Here is a 21,908-nt window from a genome sequence, read left to right on the forward strand (position 1 = left end):
ACTCAGGGCTTCTGAAGGGTGGCCCCGTTATCGGCGAATATCCGCGCCAGTGTGCCATCGCGATCGATTTCCTGCATGGCCTTGCCGAGCGCCTCCGCGAGCGGGTCATTGCCGGCCTTGACCGCCATCCCCAGTGCCCAACCCTTGATCCGCAGTTCGGGCATGGAAACCTGCGATATTTCGAATGGCGTTCCTGCTCCGAGCGCCGACTCCACTTCGGTGCGGGCGGCCATGACCGCGCCGACCTGCCCGTCCTTCAGGGCCTGTACCGCGAGACCGACATTGGTGAAATGGAGCACGTTCTCGCGCAGGCGACCGTTCAGGACGGACAGCAGGAAGTCATCGGCCAGGCTTGCCGTCTCAACGCCGATCTTTTCCCGCGTGAATATCTCAAGCGCACGCGCGGCTGAACCGGTCACTGGCGGAATCTGCTTGGGGTTGCGTGCGACGGCAAGCGATTCGAGGTGGTATGGGCCGAAGATTTTCACTTGCTCGTTGTTGTCAGCAAGATACTTGTCCACCGGTACGTGGAGCATCACGTCCGCCGGGCGGGTGCCAAGATAATGCCCCTTCCAGACCATGTTGCGCAGATCGTCGTTCATGTCCTCATCGGCGGCGTACTCGACCACTTCGGGTTCCAGGCCCATGCGTTTGGCGAGTTCCTTGCCGAGCTCGATGTCGATCCCCTTGCCCTTGGAGGAATAGGGCGGGAAATCGGCATAGACTGCGACGCGCAGGCGGCCCGGCGTCTGCGTCTCGGGCACGTCTGCCGCAGCGGTGGCGAACGCCGCCATGGCCAGGACCGCCCCCAGCAGCAGCGAGCGCGCGCGTTCATTCTTCATGTACCGTCTCCAGATAGGCGCGGATGGCCCACATTGCTTCCTGTTGCAGGATGCCCTCGAACGGAGGCATATAGACCCGGCCGCCGCGTGTCGAACCGTGGCGAATGCGGTTCAGAAAGATCTCGTCGCCTTCGTCTCCGGTGGGAAGGTAACGCAGGTCCGGGGCGATGCCGCCGGAAATCGCTTCCAGGCCGTGGCAGCGCGCGCAGTTCTGGTTGTAGGCCGAACTGCCGATCCGGATCGCTTCGGCGTTCTTGCGGTAGGGGTTGGATGCGAGCCAGTCCTCGCCCACGGGTTTGAGCGTGGAAACATCGACGGCCTGCGGCGTCACGTTTCCGTGGGCCATCGCTGCGGCCGGCGCCAGGGCGGCCAGCACAAGCGCCAGACCGTTCATTCGGAGTTTGCGGTTGATTGTCTCCATGTCCTCTATCCTTTTCTGCATGTCTGCGTTGGTTGCGAAAGATGGGGGCCTGGGCGAGCCATGGCGAAATCCCGAGTTCCATGGTGCAAAGGCCGTGCCAGAGATCGTCAATGCGATGCGAACGCCCGGATTCCCGGTCTTTCAGTGTCTTGGACATGCCTATGGTCTGCTTCTTGCTTACCGTCTGTCCGGCGCTTGGTGCAAAGGGTTTGCTTCAAGTTGGAGCAGGTGCTACTTTGCAGGACGTTACAACGCCTTTCAGCGTATAAAAGCAATAAAAACAATTAGAAAAGATTGATGGAGGAGTGGACATGAGACAGAGCGGAATGCCGCTGGAGGTGCACAACCAGCGGTTGCACGAAGCGAGAAAGCTGTTTCTGGATCGAGGAAGCTGCCCCGATGATCTCGTCGCCAGGGCAGTGTTGCGATCCTGGGAGCGTTGTCGTGGCGGTGGTCTTGATGACGGCGGGTTCCGGCCGACCGATGGCGTCGTGACGACGCCGAAGCTGCGCGAGGCGTGCGAGCGCAACAGCAGGCTGATCGCCCATGCCCAGGGCATCATGGAGCACGTTTACGAGCAGATTCGCGCATCGGACAGTCTGGTCGTACTGTCCGACCCGCGTGGCATGCTGATCCATCGCGTCGGCGATCCCGAATTCGTGAGTCGCGCGCAGAGGGTTGCGTTGCAACCAGGGGCCATCTGGGATGAATCGATGCGCGGTACCAACGCGATCGGTACCGCACTCGTCGAACAGTCGCCGATCGAGATAGTCGGCGGCGAACACTTCCTGGGTCTCAACGGCTTTCTGACCTGCAGCGCCGCGCCGATTTTCGACCCGCAGGGCCGAATGGTTGGCGCCATCGACATTTCCGGCGATTACCGTACCTATCAGCGCCATACGCTTGGTCTGGTGCGCCTGTCGGCACAACTCCTCGAAAAGCGCCTCTTTGAATCGGAATATGCGCGGGAACTGCAGGTGAGTTTCCATCCGCGTCCGGAGCACGTAGGCAGCATGCAGGAGGGCCTGCTGGCAGTGTCGTGTGATGGAAATCTGCTCGGGATCAATCCGGTCGCCCTCGAGTTGCTCGGTTTGCGCCGCGGCGACCTGAATCACTACGATTTCGGCATGATCTTCGCCACACCTCTGAATGCGTTGATCGACCGCGCCTCGCGCGATCCCCATTCCCTCATCGCGCTGGACACCCGATCGGGCGAACGGCTCTACGCGATGATCCGCGGTGCGCTTCCAAAGCGGATCGAAACGTCGCCTTCGCACGCCAGGCCGCTCGCTGCCGCCGGGGCGACCCGGCAAAAGCGTCGCCGCGAAGGGGAAATAACGCTCGATGACCTCAGGACCGGCGACGAGCGACTCAATCTGGCCATCCAGCGGGCAACCCGGGTCGTCGGCAAGGATATCCCGATGCTGATCCAGGGTGAGTCCGGTGTGGGCAAGGAGCTGTTCGCGAAGGCCTTCCACCAGTCCAGCGATCGCAGTGCGCAGCCCTTTGTCGCGCTCAATTGTGCGGCGATTCCCGAGAACCTCATCGAGTCGGAGCTCTTCGGCTACCTTGGTGGTGCGTTTACCGGCGCCCGCAAGGAAGGCATGGTCGGCAAGATCCAGCAGGCAGATGGCGGCACGCTTTTCCTGGATGAGATCGGCGACATGCCGCTCAATCTGCAGGCGCGATTGCTGCGGGTCCTGCAGGAGCGTTGCGTGACACCGCTGGGGGGAGTGAAATCGGTTCCGGTCAATCTATCCCTGGTCTGTGCGACGCACCGTCGGCTGCGTGACGAAGTGGCGCGCGGCAGCTTCCGCGAGGATCTTTTCTATCGGATCAACGGCCTCACCGTTTCGCTGCCGGCACTGCGCGACCGCAGCGACATTGCGCAACTGGTCGAGAATCTTCTGGCGATCGAGGCGGGCGGCGATTCCGAGATATCGGTGGCCGAGGATGTCCTCGAGTTCTTCGGCCGCTACGACTGGCCGGGCAACATCCGCCAGCTCCACAACGTGATCCGAGTCGCGATTGCCTTGCTGGACGAAGGTGAAACGGTCATCAGGCCGGTCCATCTGCCTGAGGAACTGTTCGGCATGGAGTCCGATTCCGGCATTGGTGAACCAAAGCGGAGTGCTCCCCAGCAGGTCATGACGGGAGAGACCCTGCCACGTGCGGCGCCATTGGGGGCGGGCGCGACTGCGCGGCTCGATCAGATCGAGCTCGATGCGATCCAGCGCGCGCTCAACGAGGCCGGCGGCAACGTGTCGGCTGCGGCCCGGCGCCTCGGTATCAGCCGCAACACGCTCTATCGCAAGCTCGGCCGTTTCTGAGCACGGCCCGGCTCTTCCTGTGCCCGCCCGCAAGGGCGGTGCCGGGCGAGGGCGCGGCTTCAATGCTCGCCCGCGTCCTCCGCCAACTGGTGGTGCATGCGTCTGAGGCCAAGCGCGACGACGCCGGCAATGATCGGAATCGACACCGCCGTGATCACTTCGGGAGTGAGTGGACCGAGCAGGCTTTTGGCGCCCTTGCTCATGTAGTTCACCAGCTGGGATGCGTAGTAGGTGATGGCCACCACAGACAAGCCCTCCACCGTCTGCTGCAGGCGCAACTGCAGGCGGGCGCGGCGATTCATCTGTGCAAGCAGTAGCTGATTCTGCCGCTGCAGGTCGATATCGACGCGGGTCCGCAGCAACTGCGAGTTGCGCGCTACCCGGCTCGACAGATCTTCCTGGCGCCGCGCGATCGCCGCACAGGTGCTCATCGCCGGCGAAAGGCGGCGGTCCATGAACTCGCGGATGGTCGGCATGCCGGTCAGACGTTGTTCGCGCAATTCATCGATGCGTTGACCGACCAGCCGGTAGTAGGCTGCGGCGGCGCCGAAGCGGTAGGTGGAGCGTGCCACCGAGCGTTCCACCTGTGCCGCGAGCCGGGTGAGGGATGACAGCAGCTCGCGCTCGTCACCGGGACTGCCGCCGCCTCCCATCCGATCCATCAGATCGGCAAGCTCTTGCTCCGCGCGGGTGAGCAGTACGCCGACCTCCTTCGCCACCGGAAAAGCCAGCAGCGCGGTCATCCGGTAGGTCTCGATCTCGAGCAGACGCTGCACTGTGCGGCCCGCCTGGCGCGGGGTCAGTGAGGCATCGATGACCATGAAGCGGGACCATCCGTCGGTGAGCAGAAAGTCGGTGAATACCCAGGCGGCGCCATCAGCGACCTGAGAAGCGATCAACTGCAGGCCTGACGGTTGCGAGAGTCGCTTCATGACCGTGGATGGCGGGACTTCGGCTGCTGAACGCAGCTCGATATGGGTCGCCACCAGCATGCGGCCCGGAATATTGCTGATCCATTCCTGCGAGACCGCGGAAAGCGCGCCCCGGGCCGGGTCATCCCCGGCCTGCGGTTTGCGGAAGAAGGTATAGCTGGAGAATTCGGTGTGGCGTTCCCATCTCAGCCGGAACGCATTCAGGTCGAGGAACAGGTGTTCGCCCTCGGCTTCGGGCAAGGCCTTGGCAAAGGCCTGCGCAAGTTCCCGCAGGTGGTCGAGTTCATCCGGGGCGGTCACGCCCTCGTGCGTGACCGCCAGGTACGAAATCAGCTGTGGCGCCTCGAGAGCGACTGGTGGGCGGGCGTGGATCTCGTTGTTCAGACGAAAACGAAGCGGGTGCTGTTCCAAGCGGTTTTCGGTCCTGCGTGTGGCATCGATCATTTTTTCTCTTCTGTCCGGGGACGCGCGCGCGAAGGAGGGGCCTGTCGCGCGGGCTGATGTCCTTTCGTGAGCGGAAAGGATGCCCGAGCACGGATCACAGGCGCAAGTCCCCGCCTCCGCGCGCGAAGAAAAGTGCCCCGCGACGAGCGGGGCAAAAACCCGTGGAGCGGGTCAGGAGTGGGGCGGACGGACAGCGCTCCGCCCGGAGAGCGTCGGCAGAAAGCTAGCCGCCAGGTTGCTTGAGCTTTGCAATTCCGATTGCGTTCATGACCACCTTCTCGTAGACCGGTTCGGTCGTACCCTTCCTCATCTTGCGCAGGAAGTATTTCTCGAAGCCGATCTTGGCCAGATGCACCCATTTACCCTGAGCAAACCAGTTCATGTTACGTGGCGGAATCTGTGGAATCGCCACGAAGGCGGCGCCGGTGTCGCCAAAGTCTGCCAGGCACACCGCGTTCCATGTGGCCGTTTCGGCCGGCTCGCGGCCATCGATCAGGGCGCGGATATTGTGCGCGGTGGCGGTCACCATCGATTCGATCATGTAGCCTGTCTTCGGTGTGCCGGTCGGCACCGGTGTCGCTTCGACGGGCGGAATCGCCACGCACACCCCGACCGAGAAGATGTTGCGGTGCGTCGGATTGCGCTGGTACTTGTCGATCAGCACGAAGCCGCGCGGATTCACCAGGCCTTCGACACCGAATACCGCGTCCACGCCCTTGAATGCGGGCAACATCATCGAGAACTTGAAGGGCAGTTCGTGGCGGCGCTTCTCCTTGCCCTCGTCGTCATGCTCGATGACGTGCATCATTCCGTCTTCGATGCGTTCGACCCTGGCGTTGCAGATCCATTTGATGTGGCGGTCGCGATAGGCCGATTCCATGATGCCCTTCGAGTCGCCGACGCCGGCCAGCCCGAGGTGACCGATATAGGGTTCGGAAGTGACAAAGGTCATCGGGACACGATCCCGGATCTTGCGCTTGCGCAGATCGGCATCGAGGATCATCGCGAATTCGTAGGCCGGGCCAAAACAGGATGCCCCCTGTACTGCTCCGACGACGACCGGGCCGGGATCCTTGACAAAGTCCTGCCAGGCCCGCTCCGACGTCACCGCGTGGTCGACATGGCATACGGACTGCGTAAAGCCGTCATGCGGGCCGAGGCCCGGGACCTCGTCGAAAGCCAGTTTCGGGCCCGTGGCGATCACGAGGTAGTCGTATTCGATCTTGCGGCCGTCTTCCAGTTCGACCGCGTTTTCCTGTGGGTGCACGCGCCGGGCACCCGTCGGGATGAAGTCGATCTGCTTTCTGGCGAGGACTTCGGAAGGGTCGATTTCGATGTCCGCGCGTTGTCGCCAGTTGACAGCTACCCACGGGTTTGACGGTACGAAATGGAATTTTGCGTCCTTCGAAATGACCGTGATCCGGTCTTCCGCCCGCGCCGCGTCGCGCATTTCGTACGCCATCGGCAGCCCGCCGATGCCTGCACCGATGATGACGATGTGAGCCATGGTCTTGCTCCTCCAATCCACGTGTCGTTGTCGCGGGACGCTTCTCGATGGCGCCCCTGCGTTGATCCGGGCCGTATCAGCGCCGGGCGATACCTTCCATCGGGCGTTTCTCGAGTGTCCACTCGTGCAGCGATCCGTCGTAGAGCTTGACCTGCCTGTTGCCGACCACTTCGGACATCACGAACCATGCGCCGGCTGCCAGATGCCCGCTGTTGCAGTAGGTGATCGCCGGCGCGGCGGGATCGATTCCGGATTGGCCGAGGATCGTTCGATAGCTTTCGGCCGGGAGGAAGCGCGCCACGCCACCATCCGTGCTGAGCCGTACTTCCGGAGGCAGGGCGTGCGCGCCCGGAATGTGACCATACGCGTAGACATAGTCGCGTTTGGACAGTCCGTGATATTGGGGCAGTGCGCGCGCGTCTATCAGCTGGGCTTTGCTCGAAGCCACTTCATTCGAGTCGGCAATCAACTCGGCGCGTTCGGGGCCGGCCTTCCAGTTGCCCGGGGTCGCGTCGGGCGGCGTGGTATTGATCTCGCGACCGTCCACCAGCCAGCCGGCCAGTCCGCCGTCGAGAATCGCAACGCGGTCTTCGCCGAAGTACTTGAGCTGCCAGTACAGCCGCGCGGCATCATCGAGTTCCGCGCCGTCCTGGCCGAGCGGAACCAGCACGATCGGCCGGTCTGCCTGCAGGCCCGCCTTCTGCATGAGTTGCTCGAACACCGCGCGCTCCGGCACCATGTACTTGACCGTGAGATCGCCTATCTTGCGATCCGTGCGGATCTGCTTGGCATTGACCAGGCGTGCGCCGGGCAGATGCCCATTCGCTTCCACCAGGCTCCTCGCGCCCGTCTTGGCGTCGGTGCGCCATACCGGCTCGGCGGTAAAGGCGGACGGATCGGACTGGATCGCCACCACCTGTACATCCTTCAGATTGTCAGCCAGCCAGGCGGCATTGACTACCGGGCCTGGGAGGCTGGCCGCCAGCACGGTCCCGCTGAATACGAGGCCGGCTGCGACGAATGCGATTCTTTTCATGTTCACTCTCACTCCTCCGGGTTTACATGTCGCACTTGGCGCCGGGACGCAGTGCGCGGGTGCTCTACCGACACCCTTGTCGATCAGCGCGCGGGCGCGCAGGGATTGTTCCTCCGCCTGGCGGCGCAGGGGTTGGCTGCCGCGCATGGATTCGCCGCAGCGCATGGATTACCTCGCCGCCGGGCAGGTGCGCACGGGTTACCGGCGGCGCACGGATTGGCAGCGCAAGGGTTGCGGCGCGCGCGTCGTGGTGCGCAGGGGTTGCCTGCGGCACAGGGATTGGCCTGACGGCTGCGCGGGGCGCACGGATTCGCCTGTGCCGTTCGCAGAGGTTCTGTCGCATGGGCGGCCGCCATGCCGCCGAGCGCGAGCGCGACTGCGGGGAGCGCGCGGGCGAGCTTTGTACGGCCGGGTTTAGGTTGCTTCATTCAATACTCCTGGACTGGTTCAGAGGTTCAATCGCGCATGGCCGCGCTGGCATCCAACGGGCCGTTGAAGTGGCGCTCGATGCGGCCGCCAATCACGAAAATCATCACGGCAGCTGCAATCATGGCCACCAGGATCACCCACTCGGGCACGCCGAGCGCCACCGGCAGGGTGTCGCCGGCCGTCGATTCGCCGGCCGTCGTCCATTTCTCCACGGCGTCGAAACTGCCCGCGAAGAGCCACGTTCCCCCGACCAGCCCGATGCTGAACAGCAGGGCATCCAGCCGTCCCGAGAACAGGCCGACCACCGAAGTGCCGGGGCAGTAGCCCCCGACCGCGAAGCCGGCGCCGATGAGCGCTCCTCCGATGGCCACCGCACCCAGAAACGCCGGCGGCACATACATCGAGCCAGGTGCGACCAGCCCGATGCTGCGCAGCACGAAGAGTCCGACCGCGGCAACGACGATGGCGGTGAACATGACCTTGAAGACCGACCAGTCGGACATGCGGAACTGCGCAGTCAATTTGCACGGGCTGCCGAAGCCTGCATTTTCAAGCACATAGCCGAAGAGGAAGCCGCAAAGCAGGCCGGAGGCCAGGCCGATATCGTTGAAAGGCATCACTGAGGTCCCCCCTTTGCGATGCGGCTCACCAGCAGTCCGGCAGCGAAGAAGGCGCCGAGGAAGACGAATCCGGCGACGCCCAGCGTGGCGGTGCCCGAGAGTCCCACACCGCTGGTACAACCGGCCGCCACCCGTGCTCCGAAGCCCGCCAGCACACCGCCCAGCAGGGCGAGGGTGCCACGGGAGATCCGACCCGTCTTGTGGGTGCCGTCGAGGCGCACGCGAAAACGTCCGGTGCTCCAGCTTGCGGCGAGTGCGCCCAGCGCGACGCCGATGATTTGCCAAGTGATCCACGATGACATCGGCTTGCCGTCGTCAAGCAGCGGGCCGAGGTAAACGTTGTTGTAGGTTGCGTCGAATGCGAGTTCGCCACCGGTCCAGGCGGCAAGCCGGGTGAAGAAGCCGGTTGCGCCAAGGCCGTGTCCGGTGAGCAGGAAGGTGAGCAGCAGCACCACGCCCAGTGCGACGCCGGCCACCAGCGGTGGCCAGAACGGGCGGGGATCACAGGCCTTGTTCGGAGTGTTCATGAGCGCATAAGTGAATAAGCAAGTGCTTAAATACTAGTGGCCTCGGAAACGGAGATCAACCAGATTCGATGTTGCGTTGCAGTAGCCTGGAGTGAGTCCACTTAGCTGCTTCGTGCCCGGAGGAGTGCCGGCGCAACCACCAGCCAGAGCAGCAGCAGGGGCCACAGGCTGCCCTGGTCGAGCCTGTAAGCGGCCAGCAGCTCCGGCCAGGGACGTCCACCGATGAAATGAAAGAAGAGGAACTCGAAGGCGACCGTGAGCACGGCCCAGTAAAGGCCGAGCGACAATGCTTCGCGCAGCGAGGCGGGTGGATGACGGCGCACGAAGGCGCGAATGACAAGGCCCAGAAGCACTGCGGCGGCCGCGGTGGAGAGTTGATGGGCTCCGACACGGTTCATGTGGCGGCCGTAGGTGAAATCGCGAACCACGCCGTTTGCGATCGCGATACCCAGCATCGCCAGCCACGCTGCCAGGATCTTCCGGGGCGGGATCTTGCCGTGCTGCATCAGGACGTTTCGTTGTCGCCCTCGCGCAGACTCTGCGCGACCTTCATGTTCCAGTAGCGGATGCCGGTCGCCCAGCCCGATGACGCCAGTTGCAGCAGGTCGCTGTTCGAAAGGTGGGTGGCGAAGTCGCGCGAGACTGGGCCTGACAGCATGCGCTGCGGCATTTCGGCGAGGAAGTGGCGCAGGCCCGCACCGAGCAATGGCAGGTCTGCCGAAACACTGCCGCGCAGATCATGCAGGACGCCGGACAGGGTCAGCCAACTCTTCCGGAACAGTGCCAGCTCTTCGCCAAAGCTGGTATTTCCCTGCAGCGCCAGTGCGTCGAGCATCTCTACCAGCCAGTCGAAACCGATCACCCGCTGATCGTGTGCGAGGAGGTCGATCGCATGCTCGACATGGGCCTGTACCGCGGCGTCCCTGTCGTGCGGGACGCCAAGCACGGTGAACGCATTGCAGATTCGCCGCGCATCGAGCGCAAGTCCGCCGAGTGCGAGATCCGTCAGCGCTTCGCGTTGCGACTTCGATATTCGGGCGACGAGACTCCAGTCGATCACCGCGACGCGATGGTCGTCGTCGAGCAGCAGATTGCCGCCGTGCAGGTCGCCGTGAAACAGCGCATCGTCGGTACGCGTCCAGAATGGCTTCGCCAGCAGCGCTTCGATCAGTGCGTCGGCCAGTGTGTCGCGCTCCCGCTCGGGAAGCCCCGCATCGATCAGGCTTCCACCCATCACCCGGGTCATGGCCGTGACGCGTGATGAGCACCAGGGTAGCAGCGGTGGTACGAACACCAATCCGTCACGGCCCAGCAGCGTCTCCGCGCAGCGCATGTTGTGCTGCTCTTCGTCGAGCCGGATTTCGCGGGTCAACAGACGCTGTACGCTCGAGAATGTGCCCGCGTAATCGAGCGCCGGCAGGCCCGCCTGACGTCCACGGCGAGTGAGCATGCGGGCCAGACCGGGCAGGATCGCGAGTTCTTCGGCAAGCCGCGCCTCGATCCCCGGTTTGAGTATCTTGAAGACGCCTTCGCGATGCTGTCCCTCTTCGCGCCATGCGAAGGGCAGCACGACCGCGACGCTGCCCTCGGCGAGGGCTTTCCGACCGAGCGTGATGCCGGCGTCGGGTGGAACGAGTGTGTGAAGGATTTCGTCAAGGGCATCCGCGGCCGCGGACGCCGGCATCGATTCGAGCGTCTGAAGATGACGGCGCAGTCCGGCATCGAGTGCCGGATTCCGGGCCATGACCTGGCCAAGCTTGTGAAGTGTCGGACACTGGGCAAGCAGCGTCACCAGCCGCGCCGCCGGCTCGGTATCGGCAGGCAGGGCAAGTTGCTGCGCTGCAATGGCGCCGAGGCGTTGCGGCGGAAGGCGGTCCAGGAAATAGGCCATCGCCTCGATCATGAGGGCTTGCCACCGGACCAGACTCGCCGGTATGAATTCGTTCAGTCCGAGCGAGTCGATCAGTGCGGTGTCGACCATGCCCGAAGAACGAGGAGGTCGGATTCGTTTCTTGCTACTGGGAGATACGGGCATTGGTCTGTCACCTGATCGGTCGGCACGGCGTACACCCGGAATACGCTATCCGGGTTGGCCGGGTGCCGGTGGTGCTGATTGTATTAGGGTTTTGTAATATAGTGCCGGCGAACGTGTCAGCCTTGCCCTCGGATCGCGCGGATTCCGCGCGCCGTGCCGGCACGTTGCCGACTCTGAATACCTGCAAAGGATCACAATGAAAACCGCACATGACCTTGTCACCGCAGCCAAGCAAAGGATTCGCGAAATCACCCCCGAGCAGGCCGTTGCCGCCATCAAGGACGCCGACATTTTGCTCGATGTTCGCGAGACGGACGAATACGCGGCCGGACACATCCCGGGGGCCATCCATATCTCGCGTGGCATGCTCGAATTCAAGCTTGGCAATATGCCTGAATTATCGGCTCGCGACCTCAAGATCGTCCTTTACTGCAAGACCAGCGGGCGGGCGGCATTGGCGGCCTGTGCATTGGCCGAGATGGGGTACCTCGAGGTGCAGTCGATTACCGGCGGGTTCGACGCATGGTCCGCGGCGGGATATCCCGTTGCCAAACCCGAGATGCCAAGCTTCGAGTAAGCGGATCACGTCCGCCCGTCGGGCGGCGTGAACGTCGTGCCGCAATGTGACCATCACGCGGCGGTGCTGGCGTGCCATTGCCGGCTTGGGGCGTTCGGCACCACAATGGCGGCATGGAAACCTATGTCCTGTTGATGATGATCGGCTTCGGCGCCTATGCGATCAGGAGCGCGGACCAGCGTCGGCGCATCGCGCTGCTCGGAAGCCATCTCAAGAATTACCAGATTGAAAAACTCATGGAAGCCCTCACCGAGGGTTACATACGTGCGCTCGACGCCGGAGATTCGGGTCGAAGTGAGCAGATATGGGGCCTCATGAATGACAAGGAGGCCGCCCTGAGCGACCAGTTCGCGCGCTTCGCCGCGGATATCGCACGTCTGGACCCCGACGCCACGCGAATGAGCCGGCTCGCCTGGTCCCTGCCTTTCGCGGACCGGCTGTTCCCGAGACTGGCCTTCGATATGCGCAAGGCGTTGCAGATCCATGCTCGGGGAATTGCCGCGGTGGTTCGGAACGCGGCGATGCGCAGCCCGAGGGAGCGCGCGTTCACCCTTTCGGCGGAAATGATCCTGATGCAGCATACCTGCCACTGGTTCTGCAAATCCAGAACCATCGCCTCGGCCCGTATGCTGGCGCGGCATCAGACGACTTACGAGCGGGCCGTGGCATCGGTGTCGCCTGAAACCCGGCAGGCCTACCTCGAACTGCTGGCCGGCTGAAATACCTGCCGCCGGGATCGTGCGGCGCTATTGATTCGGAGGGAGTGTGATGGGTTGGTTCTCCAAGGCTGACAAGAGCTTCTTTCTCGCGACCGTGGTCCCGTCGGGCGAGGGCATGCAGGTCGAAAAGTATCTCGGCGTGGTCAATGGTGAAGCGATCATCGGTGCCAACATCTTTCGCGACCTGTTCTCGTCGGTGCGTGACGTGGTCGGAGGGCGTGCCGGCGGCTACGAGCGTGCCCTGTCAGGCGCTCGCGACGCCGCGCTCGAGGACATGATCGATGCGGCGAAGGAGATGGGGGCCAACGGCATCGTCGGTATCGATTTCGACTACGAGGTGCTCGGTGAAACCAACGGCATGATGATGGTGGCCGTGAGCGGCACGGCGGTGCGGATCGGGTGATCGCCCAGGTATGACAGCGTGTGCTCCGCCGGGCACGGTTCAGATGGACGATGCCGGCTTGTGGAGGGCGAACACTTCGGCTCCGGTCAGATTGCGGGTGTCGTCGGCAAAGCGGTAGTAGGGCGGTTTTTCGTCGATGAAGATCTGCTGTTCGAAGCCAAAAGCGGATGTTTCATCGAGGAGCCCGACGGGCAGGTGGTATTGCCGCTCCTGCTTGAGCCGATAGAAGAGGTGCGTCCCGCAGTGCCTGCAGAACCCTCTTTCGGCCCACGTCGAAGAGGCATGGACGGTGATGTCGTCCTCGCCCGAGAACGTCACGTCGGTGCCGCAGGCAACTGCCAGCAGCGGACCTCCACCCCATTTTCGGCACGTGCTGCAGTGACATGCGCTGATACTGGTTGCTGCCTGCGCAACCTCGACCCGGACCGCGCCGCAGAGGCAGCGTCCCCGTGCATTCTTGTCGGACATGTTTACTCCTTGTTTGAGCGAGGCGTCGGCAGCAATCTGTGCAGCCGACGCCTCAGATGCCCGCCGGTCCCTTGAGTTCGACGGTATTTCCTTCGGGGTCCGTCAGATAAACCGACGGACCTTCACCTTCGGCGCCATATCGGCGTACCAGCGGGCCGACGACGATGCCCCTGTCTTCGAGTTCCCCACGAATCGCGCCCTCGTCAAAGGGTTCGACTCGCAGACAGAAGTGGTCGAGGTTGTGACCCTCTTTGCCGGGCGCGGCGCCGCCTGCTCGACCGAGCGCGCCATCGACTGAGACGAGGTCGATGAGGGAGTGCCCGGCACGCAGTTGGACGAGCCCGATATCGTCGAGTCGCCGCTCGACCGTGCAGCCGAGCGCGTCACAATAGAACTGCAGCATGCGTGCGAGGTCGCGTACACGAAGGACTATGTGGTCTATCTCGCGGATGTGGATCAAGCGGGTCTCCGAGGTGCTTATTGTCCCTGCAGCAGTTCGGCGAGTTGGTCGGCAGCCTTGCCCCAGCCCTCATGGAAGCCCATTTTCTCGTGCGCAGCGCGATCGGCGGCGCTCCAGTGCAGTACCCGGGCGCTGTAGCGGGTCCTTCCGCCATCTTCTTCGAAGGTGATCGTTGCAGTCATGAAGGCTTTCTCGGACGGAACCCAGGCTTCGGTGAACGCGTCGGTGATGACGAGCTTTTTGTTCTCGACGACCTCCAGATAGACGCCGCGATTCGGGAATTCCTCGCCCTCCGGGCTGCGCATCACGATCAGGCTCGATCCGCCCGGACGTACGTCCAGGTGGGCCGATGCCACGGTCCAGGGGCGTGGCACAAACCATTGCATCAGCAAGGCCGGATCGGTCCAGGCGCGGAAGAGGCTCTTCGCTGGCGCATCGATCAGGCGGACGAGAGAGAGTTCGCGCGGGTTTTCATCGTTGCTCATGGGGCGTGTCCCGCGATCATTGACGGTGTGAAGGAGACGTCCGGTGGCCGAACGCATGCGAACCGCGCCAGGCCCCCCCGTGGCGTACTACTTTACCGTTTTCAATCACGGTTCGGGCGTTCGCGGCGGATGTCGTCCGCCGACAAATGACTTGTCGAACCGATTGGATAGCGGCGGCGTCTGCAACTATTCTGGAACTGCCCTCCGGCCCGTTCGAGCCGGCCACAGACGATGGAGTGCGACATGAAGAAAACGGCAGTCTTTCTCGGGCTGGTGATGTCGGCCGGCTGTGCGCTGGCGGCAGATGCGATCGTGCTCTCCGGCGCCGATCAGGCGGCTGCGTTCAAGGCGGCCGGATTCACCCAACGCGCGGGCCAGTGGCGCAGCGGTTGTGACGATCCGGGTACCGCAAGCTACAGCCCGGGGCGGATCGAGCAGGTACGCGATCTCAACGGCGACGGTCAGCCCGAGGCGGTGATCACCGAGGGCGGGACCTACTGTTACGGCATGACGGGCACCGGTTACAGCATCGTCAGTCGGCAGGGCGAAGGTCGCTGGAAGCTCATCAACGCGGAAACGGGGATTCCCACTTTCCTCGCTGCCAAAGGGGTCGGGGGCTGGCCCGATATCGAGGTCGGCGGGCCCGGGTTCTGTTTTCCGGTGCTGCGCTGGAATGGCAAGGCCTACACGCTGAATCGCCACGAATACGAAGGCAAACGCTGCAGGATGCGCCGCTGATGGCACCGGGCGAGACGCCCGGTGCCACGTGTCGGTTGTCGCCGCGGCGCAGCGTATAACATTTCCGTAATCTCGGTCGAACGCGGTTGCGTATATCATCCGGACCATCCCCTCGGCGGAGATTTCCCCCTATGAGTTCCGACAGTTTCGCGCGCGATGTCGGTCGCGATCCCCACCTCCACGACGAGCTGCTGGACAGCTTCGACGAAGAGCTGGAGATGGAGCTTGATGATTACCGCATGGAGGCGCTGCTCGAGCACGATACCGCGGGTCTCGACAGTGGCGAGCGCGACATGGATCGTCGCCTGTACTTCCGGGAACTCCTGCGGTTACAGGGCGAGCTGGTCAAGCTGCAGGACTGGGTGGTTCACCACAAGCTCAAGCTGGTGGTGCTCTTCGAGGGGCGCGATGCGGCCGGAAAGGGGGGCGCCATCAAGCGCATCACCCAGCGGCTCAACCCGCGCGTGTGCAGGGTTGCCGCCTTGCCGGCGCCGAGCGAGCGGGAGCAGTCGCAATGGTATTTCCAGCGCTACGTCAATCATCTGCCGGCTGGCGGCGAAATCGTCCTGTTCGACCGTAGCTGGTACAACCGTGCCGGCGTCGAGCGCGTCATGGGTTTCTGCTCCGACGAGGAATACGAAGAGTTTTTTCGCTCGGTGCCCGAATTCGAGAAGATGCTCATCCGTTCGGGCACGATCCTGGTCAAGTACTGGTTTTCGGTGACCGACGATGAACAGAACCGCCGCTTCCAGATGCGTATCCACGACCCGCTCAAGCAGTGGAAGCTCAGTCCGATGGACATGGAGTCGCGCCGCCTCTGGGAGCAATACACCATCGCCAAGGAGATCATGCTCGAACGCACGCACATCCCCGAAGCCCCGTGGTGGGTGATCCAGCCTGGCGGCAAGAAGCGCGCACGCCTGAACTGCATGCACCATCTGCTGACCCAGATTCCCTACGGCGAAATCGAGCGCTCGTCGGTCGAATTGCCCGCGCGGGTATACAACGCCAACTACATCCGCAATCCGGTGCCAGACGACATGTTCGTTCCCGCCATCTACTGAGTCGGGGGCAGGCAGGCACCGACAGGGCGGCGCTGCACGTCAGGTGACCTTGATGTGCCAGGGCTCGAAGCGTACGCCTTGATGATTGTCCTGCGGGTAGCGTATGTCGATGTAACCGAGGTCCAGCAGCTTGCGGAACTCGTCGGTGTCGGCGAAATCGTCGGTGAAGTTGCGCTCGCCCCAGCCCCTGATGCCCACGTCGAAATCGCCGACCCCGTGGAATGAGTATCCCGGGGGCGCCAGCGAGCGTGATGCCAGCGACAGATTGCCGTCCGCTGCGTCGGCCTTGGCAACGAACAGCTGCATTTGCTTGACGACGCTGCGCACGCCGGAAGTCAGTGTCAGGTTGCCGCCGACCTGCTTGAGCACCTTCTCGTAGAGTGTCAGCGATTTGCCGGCAAACACGTAGTGCCCGGTATTCGGAATCTTGATGACTTCGCGCAGATCGACCCGCTGGGTGATCTTGCCGAGTGGTTTTTCCCCGTAGAAACCGTATCGCGACGCATCTTCGTAGAAGAGTGATTCGAGCAGATCGAGCTCGGCCCGGGTGAACTCGCCGATCTGCGAATAACGACGTCCGAACTCGAGCATCTCGTCGAAGCTGAGGACATTGAAATTGCCGAAACCGACGACTTCGCGCACGGCCGTGAGGCGCCGATTGACATTCGCCAGGATGGCACGGGTCCGCTCGTCGGCCACGACATCGCTGGCATGGTGCATGTCCGGATGGCGAATCTTGAAGAGGTAGTCCTTGATCGATGCGTCGTCCAGGGGCTTTTGCGCGGCATGCAGACCGGGCGCCTGCATGCAGGCCGCCCCGGCCGCCATAGCCTGAAGAAAATGTCTGCGATCCATTCTTCCGATGCCTACCAGCAAGTGAGTCTGTCGATCCGTGTTTCAGTATCGCGCCTGGGCGACGTACCGTGTCGATGCCCGACCAGCGTTGCTACGGCTACTCGACGCGTTCTTTGAGCGCATTTCAGTCGTTCCGTCCGGAAACTGCAATCGGGCGGACTTCACGACGAATACCGCCGGTAAACTAAATGAAAGCGTTGCACCGCACCAGCGAAGGCTTACACGATCGGGTGACGATTTGTCGCAAGGGTGCCCATTTTTGGGCGGGACGGGGTCCTGCCTGCACGTCGGGGCCCGTGGTCGGTGTTGTGGCAGGCGTTCGACGGGCGGTACTTCTTTGGTGGTGAATCCGGCCCGGGGGCGACCTGGAACGGCTTGCGGTCGTCGCCTTGGCCGGGGGCGCGACACGCCAAGGCGCGCTGCGCTCGCTCGAAGCGTTCATTCCGCGCGAGTGGTTCGACAGGAGGCCGGGTGCATGGCCTCACTGGTGAATGAGTAGTGTCGGGGCGAGTAGCGTCGCCGGGACTGACCGGTTCAGCGCGGAACCCAGCCGCCGCACATCGGGAACACCTGGCCGACGAAACAATCCGCCGCATCGCTGCAAAGATAGGCGGCGAACGCTGCATCTTCGTGGGCGCCCACGAGCCGCCCGAGCGGCACTTCGCGTTTCAGCCGCTCCTGGAACCGGGGGTTGGCCTGAACTTCTGGCGGGAAATAGGTGGGGTTGTCGACAAAGTTCTGCGCGATCGCGTTGACCTGGATGTTGTGGGGCGCTACCTCGATACCGACGGACTGCACATAGGCCAACTGGGCGCCACGTGCCGCGCTGTAGGTCGATGCACGCCTGATTCCCCGCAGGGCCGATGCGCTGCCCATGACCAGGATCTTGCCCGCGCGACGCTCGATCATCGCCGGCAGTGCTGCGCGGAACAGGCGTGCAAGCGGATGCACGAGAGCGGCGAACGTGTCGTTCCACTCCGCCTCGGAAACTTCCGTTGCGGCGGTCGTCGGCGCGGAAATGGCCAGATTGGCGAGCAGCACGTCGATCTCGCCGGCCGCGGCGACGACTGCCGCGGGCGCTTCGACATCCAGCAGCGGATCCTCGCTGGCGACGACCGTGGCGCCATGTGCGGCAAACACTTCGCACAGCACCGGACCCATGAACATGTCGGCCTGGGTGATGAGGACACGCTTGCCATGAAGGTTCTGATTCGACATCGCATCTCCTGTGCCTGAATGCACCCCGAGCATCCACGATGCCCAGGGGCGACCGCCGGGATTCTACGCCGCGCGGGCTTGCGTGGGTGGCCTGGATCCCGGTGCCGTGCGCCTATCTCGCCGCATGGTGGGCCGCCGCCGCCAGCGCTTCCTCGGCCGCCGGGTCGATCCCCAGTTCGTCCGTCACGGTACCGGCATTCGGATCGGAATAGATTGCCAGGTCAAGCTTGCCCTCGCCTTTGGCGACGATGGTGGTCACGCCCGCGTCGCCCGTGATATTCACCGCCGTACGGATCATGTCCATGAGACGATCCACGCCGAGGATCAGGGCAATGCCTTCCACCGGAAGCCCCACCTGACTCAGTACCATCGTCAGCATGACCAGACCGACACCGGGCACGCCAGCCGTCCCGATCGAGGCCAGGACCGACATCCCGATCACGGTCAGATAACCGCTCAAGCCCAGATCGATCCCATAGACGTTGGCCAGGAACACGGTGGCGACGCCCTGCATGATGGCGGTACCGTCCATGTTGATGGTGGCGCCCAGGGGCACACTGAAGGATGCGACCGAATTGTCGACCCCGATGCGCTCGGTCACGCACCGATAGGTCACCGGAATGGTGGCATTCGAACTCGCGGTGGAAAACGCAAAGATCTGGGCCGGGCGGATCTTCTTGATGAAGGTGAGCGGATCGAGCCCGGAAAGGACCTTGAACAGGATCATCAGGGTAACGAACAGGTGCAGGAACAGGGCGCTTACCAGCGTCACCACATAGGCCAGGACCGGAACGAAGAGTTCGACGCCCTGTTCGGTGAATGTCTTGGCGATCAGGCAGAAAACCCCGTAGGGTGCCGCCGCCATGACGATCCCGACCACCTTCATCATCAACTCGTTCATGTACTCGCAGGCGCGGGCGAAGGATGTGGATGCCTCGCCGAGCATGAGCGCGGCCACGCCCAGTACGATCACGTAGAAGATGATCTGCAGCATCTCGCCATTGGCCATCGCGGCGATCGGGTTGGTCGGCACGATGTTGGCGAACACGTTCCATACGCTCGGTGCCTCCTTGCCCGTGATGCCGCTGGTGTTGACGCCTTCCATGTTGAATCCGGCACCCGGTGCGATGAGTATTGCCAGACCGATCGCAACCGCGATGGCCACTGCCGTCGTCACGATGTAGAGCACGAAGGCCTTGCTGCCGACCCGTCCGAGAATGCGGATATCGCCGATCCCCAGCACGCCGCAGATGAGCGAAAAGACCACCAGCGGAACCACCAGCATCTTGAGCGCGTTGACGAACATCTTGCCGATCATGGCAAACAGTCCGCCGACAATGTGGGTGTTGATGAAGCTTGAGCCCAGTTGGTTGAAGATCAGCCCCACAACGATACCGGCGACCATGCCAATCATGATCTTCGTGGTGAGAGACATCCTTTTGCCGGTCTGGGCCGGCCGATCGGTTGCAGCCATTGCGTGATCCCCCTGTCGAATGTGCCGCCTGTCCCGCGCCGACGCAGCGTCGACCAGGGACATTGCGGCAGTACTCTCGGTCTGCAGATACAAAGACGGACTCAGGGCCCGGAAAAGCGCCCGGGTGTCACAGGCACTTGCGCAGTCGAATGGCCGCCCCTGGCGCCGGGATGACGCGGAAGCACGACCCTTGGCGGGTGGCAGACCGGCCCGGATCCCGCGGGCGGAAAAGGCATTGAGCAATCCGGCGAACCGACCGAATCTTCACCGGCACGACGACGGATCTCGGCTGCCTGCCCGCTGCGGGACGGGTGGGTGGCGGTGCCACGCCGCCCCCATGATGCGCCGTGAAGGGCGAGGGCTCAACCTCTTCGCTCGCCAATTCGCTCGATCGGCAAACCGGAATTCGATGAACCGGCGAGCGACCGGGCGGTCGGAGCGCGCCGGCCGGTCCGTCCACAGGTGGTTTCGGTCAGAGGTAACCGAGTCGTCCGGGCAGCCACAGGGCCGTGGCTGGGAAGAGGATCATGATCGCCAGTCCGCCGGCCATTGCCAGCACCAGCCACAGCACCCAGCGGAAAGTCTCTTCCATGCCGATGCCGGCGATACGCGAGGTGATCATCAGCGAGATCGCCATCGGCGGGGTGAACTGGCCGATTGCGAGGTTGATGGTCATCATCACCCCGAACCACACCAGATCCCAGCCCATCGCCACCGCGATCGGCACCAGCAGCGGCAGCAGGATCAGGAAGATCGAGATCGCATCGAGGAACATGCCCGCGACGAGCAGCAGCAGGTTGACCGAAAGCAACATCAGCCATTCGTCGGAATGCAGCGCCACCAGTGCTTTCGCGGCACTGTCGAAGATGCCAAGGGTATTGCCCGCCCAGGCAAATACCGAGGCGATACCGATGATCATGAGCACTACCGCCGACAGTTCGCCCGCTTCGACGAGGATGCGGAACAGGCCGCGCAGGTCGATGCTGCGATACACCACCATGCCCACGAAAATGCCGTAGGCCACCGCGATCACCGCCGCTTCGGTGGGCGTGAACAGCCCGGTACGCAGGCCGCCGAGGATCACCACCGGCGCCAGCAGGCCCCAGATCGCGTCGACGAAGCTTTGCCCGAGCGGTGGACGCTCGGCCTTGAAATTGCGGCCGAAACCGTACTTGCGGCTGATCACCAGCGCAGGCACCAGCAGGCACAAGGCGGCGATCAGGCCCGGGAAAAGGCCCGCTGCGAACAGTGCCGGGACGGTTGCCGAAGGCACCATCACGCTATACACGATGAAGGCGACCGAGGGGGGAATGACGATAGCGGTCGAGCCCGAGGCCGCGATGAGGCCGGCGGAGAAGCCCTTCGGGTAGCCGCGCGCGATCATCGACGGCAACATCACCGCGGCCACCGCGGCCGCGTCGGCGGGGCCGGAGCCGGAGATGCCGCCGAGCAGCATCGACACCAGCACCGCGACCACTGCAAGCGAGCCGGTCCATTCGCCGACGATCGCGGTGACGAAGCGCACCAGGCGGATCGCCACGCCCGAGCGTTCGAAGATCATGCCGGCGAGGATGAACATCGGGATCGCCAGCAGCGGGTATTTGGCAATGCCGGCATAGATGTTGGTGGGTACCGCGAGCTGGTCGAAGCCGGCCATCGCCAGTACCGTCACGCTCGCGACGCCGAGAGCCACCGCTAGCGGCAGGCCTGCCAGCATGGCGAGCAGGAAGAGGCCGATCAGGACGGTGCCGGTCATGCCTTTCTCCCGGCGCGGCTCAGGATCAGGCGTACCACCAGCAACGCGGCGAGCAGCGGCATCCACACGGTGTACCACCATTGCGGCACGCCCAGCGCGGGCGAGGTTTCCTCGAACCGGTACTGGTCCCAGGTGAGGCGGCCGGCGTAGTAGGCGATGAAGGCAAACAGGCTGGCGGTGGCTGCGAAGGAAAGCCACTCGAGTGTGGCGCGCAGGCGGCCCGGCAAGAGCTGAGCGAAGAACACCACGCGGATGTGCCGATCAAGTGCAAACGCCGCCGAGGAGCCCAGGAAGGAGAGAACGATCAACAGCGCGATCGAGAATTCCTCGGTGGCGGCGAAAGACTGGGCGGTGAAATGGCGCACCAGCACGTTGGTGAAGGTGATCAGAACGATCAGTGCCATCACCACCCCGGAGAGGATCTGCTCGATGGTGTAGGGCTCGGGGGGCTGCCCGTCGCCGGCTGGGGACAACTCGGTGCTCATTGCCTGACCTGCTGCAAAGTTGTTTGATAAAAACACTGCCGGGCAGACCGCATGCGGCCTGCCCGGCAGGACTCGACGTCGTT

General features: G+C 63.4%; 24 protein-coding genes. 7 read left to right on the forward strand and 17 right to left on the reverse strand.

Annotated features, from left to right (window positions below):
* Nucleotides 1-2: 2 nt before the first annotated feature.
* Together GQB03_RS03220 and pedF are read right to left on the reverse strand one after the other, a co-directional pair.
* Nucleotides 3-842 (reverse strand): substrate-binding periplasmic protein, encoded by an 840-nt coding sequence (locus GQB03_RS03220; protein ID WP_159684321.1) that lies wholly within the window; start codon nucleotides 840-842, stop codon nucleotides 3-5.
* Nucleotides 832-1,263, reverse strand: a complete 432-nt coding sequence (pedF, locus tag GQB03_RS03225; RefSeq protein WP_235026923.1) for a cytochrome c-550 PedF — start codon at nucleotides 1,261-1,263, stop codon at nucleotides 832-834. The genes GQB03_RS03220 and pedF overlap by 11 nt, the downstream gene beginning before the upstream one ends.
* On the opposite strand from pedF, the gene GQB03_RS22915 reads away from it, so the two are divergent.
* Together GQB03_RS22915 and GQB03_RS03230 are read left to right on the forward strand one after the other, a co-directional pair.
* Nucleotides 1,262-1,561: a hypothetical protein gene (locus GQB03_RS22915; RefSeq protein ID WP_200832110.1), complete on the forward strand. Its 300-nt coding sequence runs from the start codon at nucleotides 1,262-1,264 to the stop codon at nucleotides 1,559-1,561. The two genes, pedF and GQB03_RS22915, sit on opposite strands and share 2 nt — an antisense overlap.
* 13 nt (nucleotides 1,562-1,574) lie before the next feature.
* The gene (locus tag GQB03_RS03230) at nucleotides 1,575-3,593 is read left to right on the forward strand and encodes a sigma-54-dependent Fis family transcriptional regulator (protein ID WP_159684327.1); all 2,019 of its coding nucleotides are present in this window, start codon (nucleotides 1,575-1,577) and stop codon (nucleotides 3,591-3,593) included.
* A gap of 59 nt (nucleotides 3,594-3,652) precedes the next feature.
* Here GQB03_RS03230 and GQB03_RS03235 read toward each other — a convergent pair whose 3' ends face one another.
* The 7 genes from GQB03_RS03235 to GQB03_RS03265 all read right to left on the reverse strand — a co-directional run bounded on the left by GQB03_RS03235 (nucleotide 3,653) and on the right by GQB03_RS03265 (nucleotide 11,069).
* Nucleotides 3,653-4,969: a DUF3422 family protein gene (locus tag GQB03_RS03235; protein WP_159684329.1), complete on the reverse strand. Its 1,317-nt coding sequence runs from the start codon at nucleotides 4,967-4,969 to the stop codon at nucleotides 3,653-3,655.
* A 223-nt stretch (nucleotides 4,970-5,192) separates the two neighbouring features.
* Entirely contained in the window at nucleotides 5,193-6,476 is a 1,284-nt protein-coding gene (locus tag GQB03_RS03240; protein ID WP_159684332.1) for an NAD(P)/FAD-dependent oxidoreductase, read from the reverse strand.
* 76 nt (nucleotides 6,477-6,552) lie between these two features.
* Nucleotides 6,553-7,512, reverse strand: coding sequence for a sulfurtransferase (locus GQB03_RS03245; protein ID WP_159684334.1), 960 nt, complete (start codon nucleotides 7,510-7,512; stop codon nucleotides 6,553-6,555).
* A 455-nt stretch (nucleotides 7,513-7,967) separates the two neighbouring features.
* Entirely contained in the window at nucleotides 7,968-8,558 is a 591-nt protein-coding gene (locus GQB03_RS03250) for a YeeE/YedE thiosulfate transporter family protein (protein WP_159684337.1), read from the reverse strand.
* Nucleotides 8,558-9,088 carry a YeeE/YedE thiosulfate transporter family protein gene (locus tag GQB03_RS03255; protein ID WP_159684339.1) on the reverse strand — a complete coding sequence of 177 codons (531 nt, stop codon included), beginning with the start codon at nucleotides 9,086-9,088 and terminating at the stop codon, nucleotides 8,558-8,560. Before GQB03_RS03255 ends, GQB03_RS03250 begins: the two co-directional genes overlap by 1 nt.
* A 101-nt stretch (nucleotides 9,089-9,189) precedes the next feature.
* Complete coding sequence (locus GQB03_RS03260; protein ID WP_159684342.1) at nucleotides 9,190-9,594, reverse strand: hypothetical protein; 405 nt, start codon at nucleotides 9,592-9,594, stop codon at nucleotides 9,190-9,192.
* The gene (locus tag GQB03_RS03265; RefSeq protein WP_159684344.1) at nucleotides 9,594-11,069 is read right to left on the reverse strand and encodes an AarF/UbiB family protein; all 1,476 of its coding nucleotides are present in this window, start codon (nucleotides 11,067-11,069) and stop codon (nucleotides 9,594-9,596) included. The genes GQB03_RS03260 and GQB03_RS03265 overlap by 1 nt, the downstream gene beginning before the upstream one ends.
* A gap of 250 nt (nucleotides 11,070-11,319) precedes the next feature.
* Here GQB03_RS03265 and GQB03_RS03270 point away from each other — a divergent pair, with 250 nt between their 5' ends.
* From GQB03_RS03270 to GQB03_RS03280, 3 genes are all read left to right on the forward strand, one after another.
* Nucleotides 11,320-11,700, forward strand: a complete 381-nt coding sequence (locus tag GQB03_RS03270) for a rhodanese-like domain-containing protein (RefSeq protein ID WP_159684346.1) — start codon at nucleotides 11,320-11,322, stop codon at nucleotides 11,698-11,700.
* A gap of 113 nt (nucleotides 11,701-11,813) precedes the next feature.
* The gene (locus GQB03_RS03275) at nucleotides 11,814-12,419 is read left to right on the forward strand and encodes a hypothetical protein (protein ID WP_159684349.1); all 606 of its coding nucleotides are present in this window, start codon (nucleotides 11,814-11,816) and stop codon (nucleotides 12,417-12,419) included.
* Between the two features lie 49 nt (nucleotides 12,420-12,468).
* Nucleotides 12,469-12,822, forward strand: a complete 354-nt coding sequence (locus GQB03_RS03280) for a heavy metal-binding domain-containing protein (RefSeq protein WP_159684353.1) — start codon at nucleotides 12,469-12,471, stop codon at nucleotides 12,820-12,822.
* A gap of 39 nt (nucleotides 12,823-12,861) precedes the next feature.
* Here the strand turns inward: GQB03_RS03280 and GQB03_RS03285 are convergent, their stop codons facing one another.
* From GQB03_RS03285 to GQB03_RS03295, 3 genes are read right to left on the reverse strand one after another with little or no spacing between them, the layout of a single operon-like run.
* Nucleotides 12,862-13,290: a GFA family protein gene (locus GQB03_RS03285; protein WP_159684357.1), complete on the reverse strand. Its 429-nt coding sequence runs from the start codon at nucleotides 13,288-13,290 to the stop codon at nucleotides 12,862-12,864.
* 52 nt (nucleotides 13,291-13,342) lie between these two features.
* Nucleotides 13,343-13,750, reverse strand: coding sequence for a VOC family protein (locus GQB03_RS03290; protein WP_159684359.1), 408 nt, complete (start codon nucleotides 13,748-13,750; stop codon nucleotides 13,343-13,345).
* A 17-nt stretch (nucleotides 13,751-13,767) separates the two neighbouring features.
* The gene (locus GQB03_RS03295; protein ID WP_159684362.1) at nucleotides 13,768-14,235 is read right to left on the reverse strand and encodes an SRPBCC family protein; all 468 of its coding nucleotides are present in this window, start codon (nucleotides 14,233-14,235) and stop codon (nucleotides 13,768-13,770) included.
* Nucleotides 14,236-14,478: 243 nt separating this feature from the next.
* Here GQB03_RS03295 and GQB03_RS03300 point away from each other — a divergent pair, with 243 nt between their 5' ends.
* Nucleotides 14,479-14,973, forward strand: coding sequence for a hypothetical protein (locus tag GQB03_RS03300; RefSeq protein WP_159684367.1), 495 nt, complete (start codon nucleotides 14,479-14,481; stop codon nucleotides 14,971-14,973).
* Between the two features lie 131 nt (nucleotides 14,974-15,104).
* Nucleotides 15,105-16,037 carry a polyphosphate kinase 2 gene (ppk2, locus tag GQB03_RS03305; RefSeq protein ID WP_159684372.1) on the forward strand — a complete coding sequence of 311 codons (933 nt, stop codon included), beginning with the start codon at nucleotides 15,105-15,107 and terminating at the stop codon, nucleotides 16,035-16,037.
* 39 nt (nucleotides 16,038-16,076) lie between these two features.
* Here the strand turns inward: ppk2 and GQB03_RS03310 are convergent, their stop codons facing one another.
* The 5 genes from GQB03_RS03310 to GQB03_RS03330 form a co-directional block, all read right to left on the reverse strand.
* Nucleotides 16,077-16,892, reverse strand: coding sequence for a D-alanyl-D-alanine carboxypeptidase family protein (locus tag GQB03_RS03310; protein WP_159684377.1), 816 nt, complete (start codon nucleotides 16,890-16,892; stop codon nucleotides 16,077-16,079).
* A gap of 534 nt (nucleotides 16,893-17,426) precedes the next feature.
* A complete protein-coding gene (locus GQB03_RS03315; RefSeq protein ID WP_159684379.1) occupies nucleotides 17,427-18,110 on the reverse strand; it encodes an SDR family oxidoreductase in 684 nt (227 codons plus the stop codon).
* Between the two features lie 112 nt (nucleotides 18,111-18,222).
* Nucleotides 18,223-19,584, reverse strand: a complete 1,362-nt coding sequence (locus GQB03_RS03320; protein ID WP_159684382.1) for a dicarboxylate/amino acid:cation symporter — start codon at nucleotides 19,582-19,584, stop codon at nucleotides 18,223-18,225.
* A gap of 472 nt (nucleotides 19,585-20,056) precedes the next feature.
* The gene (locus GQB03_RS03325) at nucleotides 20,057-21,340 is read right to left on the reverse strand and encodes a TRAP transporter large permease (protein WP_159684385.1); all 1,284 of its coding nucleotides are present in this window, start codon (nucleotides 21,338-21,340) and stop codon (nucleotides 20,057-20,059) included.
* Entirely contained in the window at nucleotides 21,337-21,825 is a 489-nt protein-coding gene (locus tag GQB03_RS03330; protein WP_159684388.1) for a TRAP transporter small permease, read from the reverse strand. Before GQB03_RS03330 ends, GQB03_RS03325 begins: the two co-directional genes overlap by 4 nt.
* Nucleotides 21,826-21,908: the final 83 nt, after the last annotated feature.

This window comes from Cognatazoarcus halotolerans (assembly GCF_009800965.1).
GTDB lineage: Bacteria > Pseudomonadota > Gammaproteobacteria > Burkholderiales > Rhodocyclaceae > Cognatazoarcus > Cognatazoarcus halotolerans.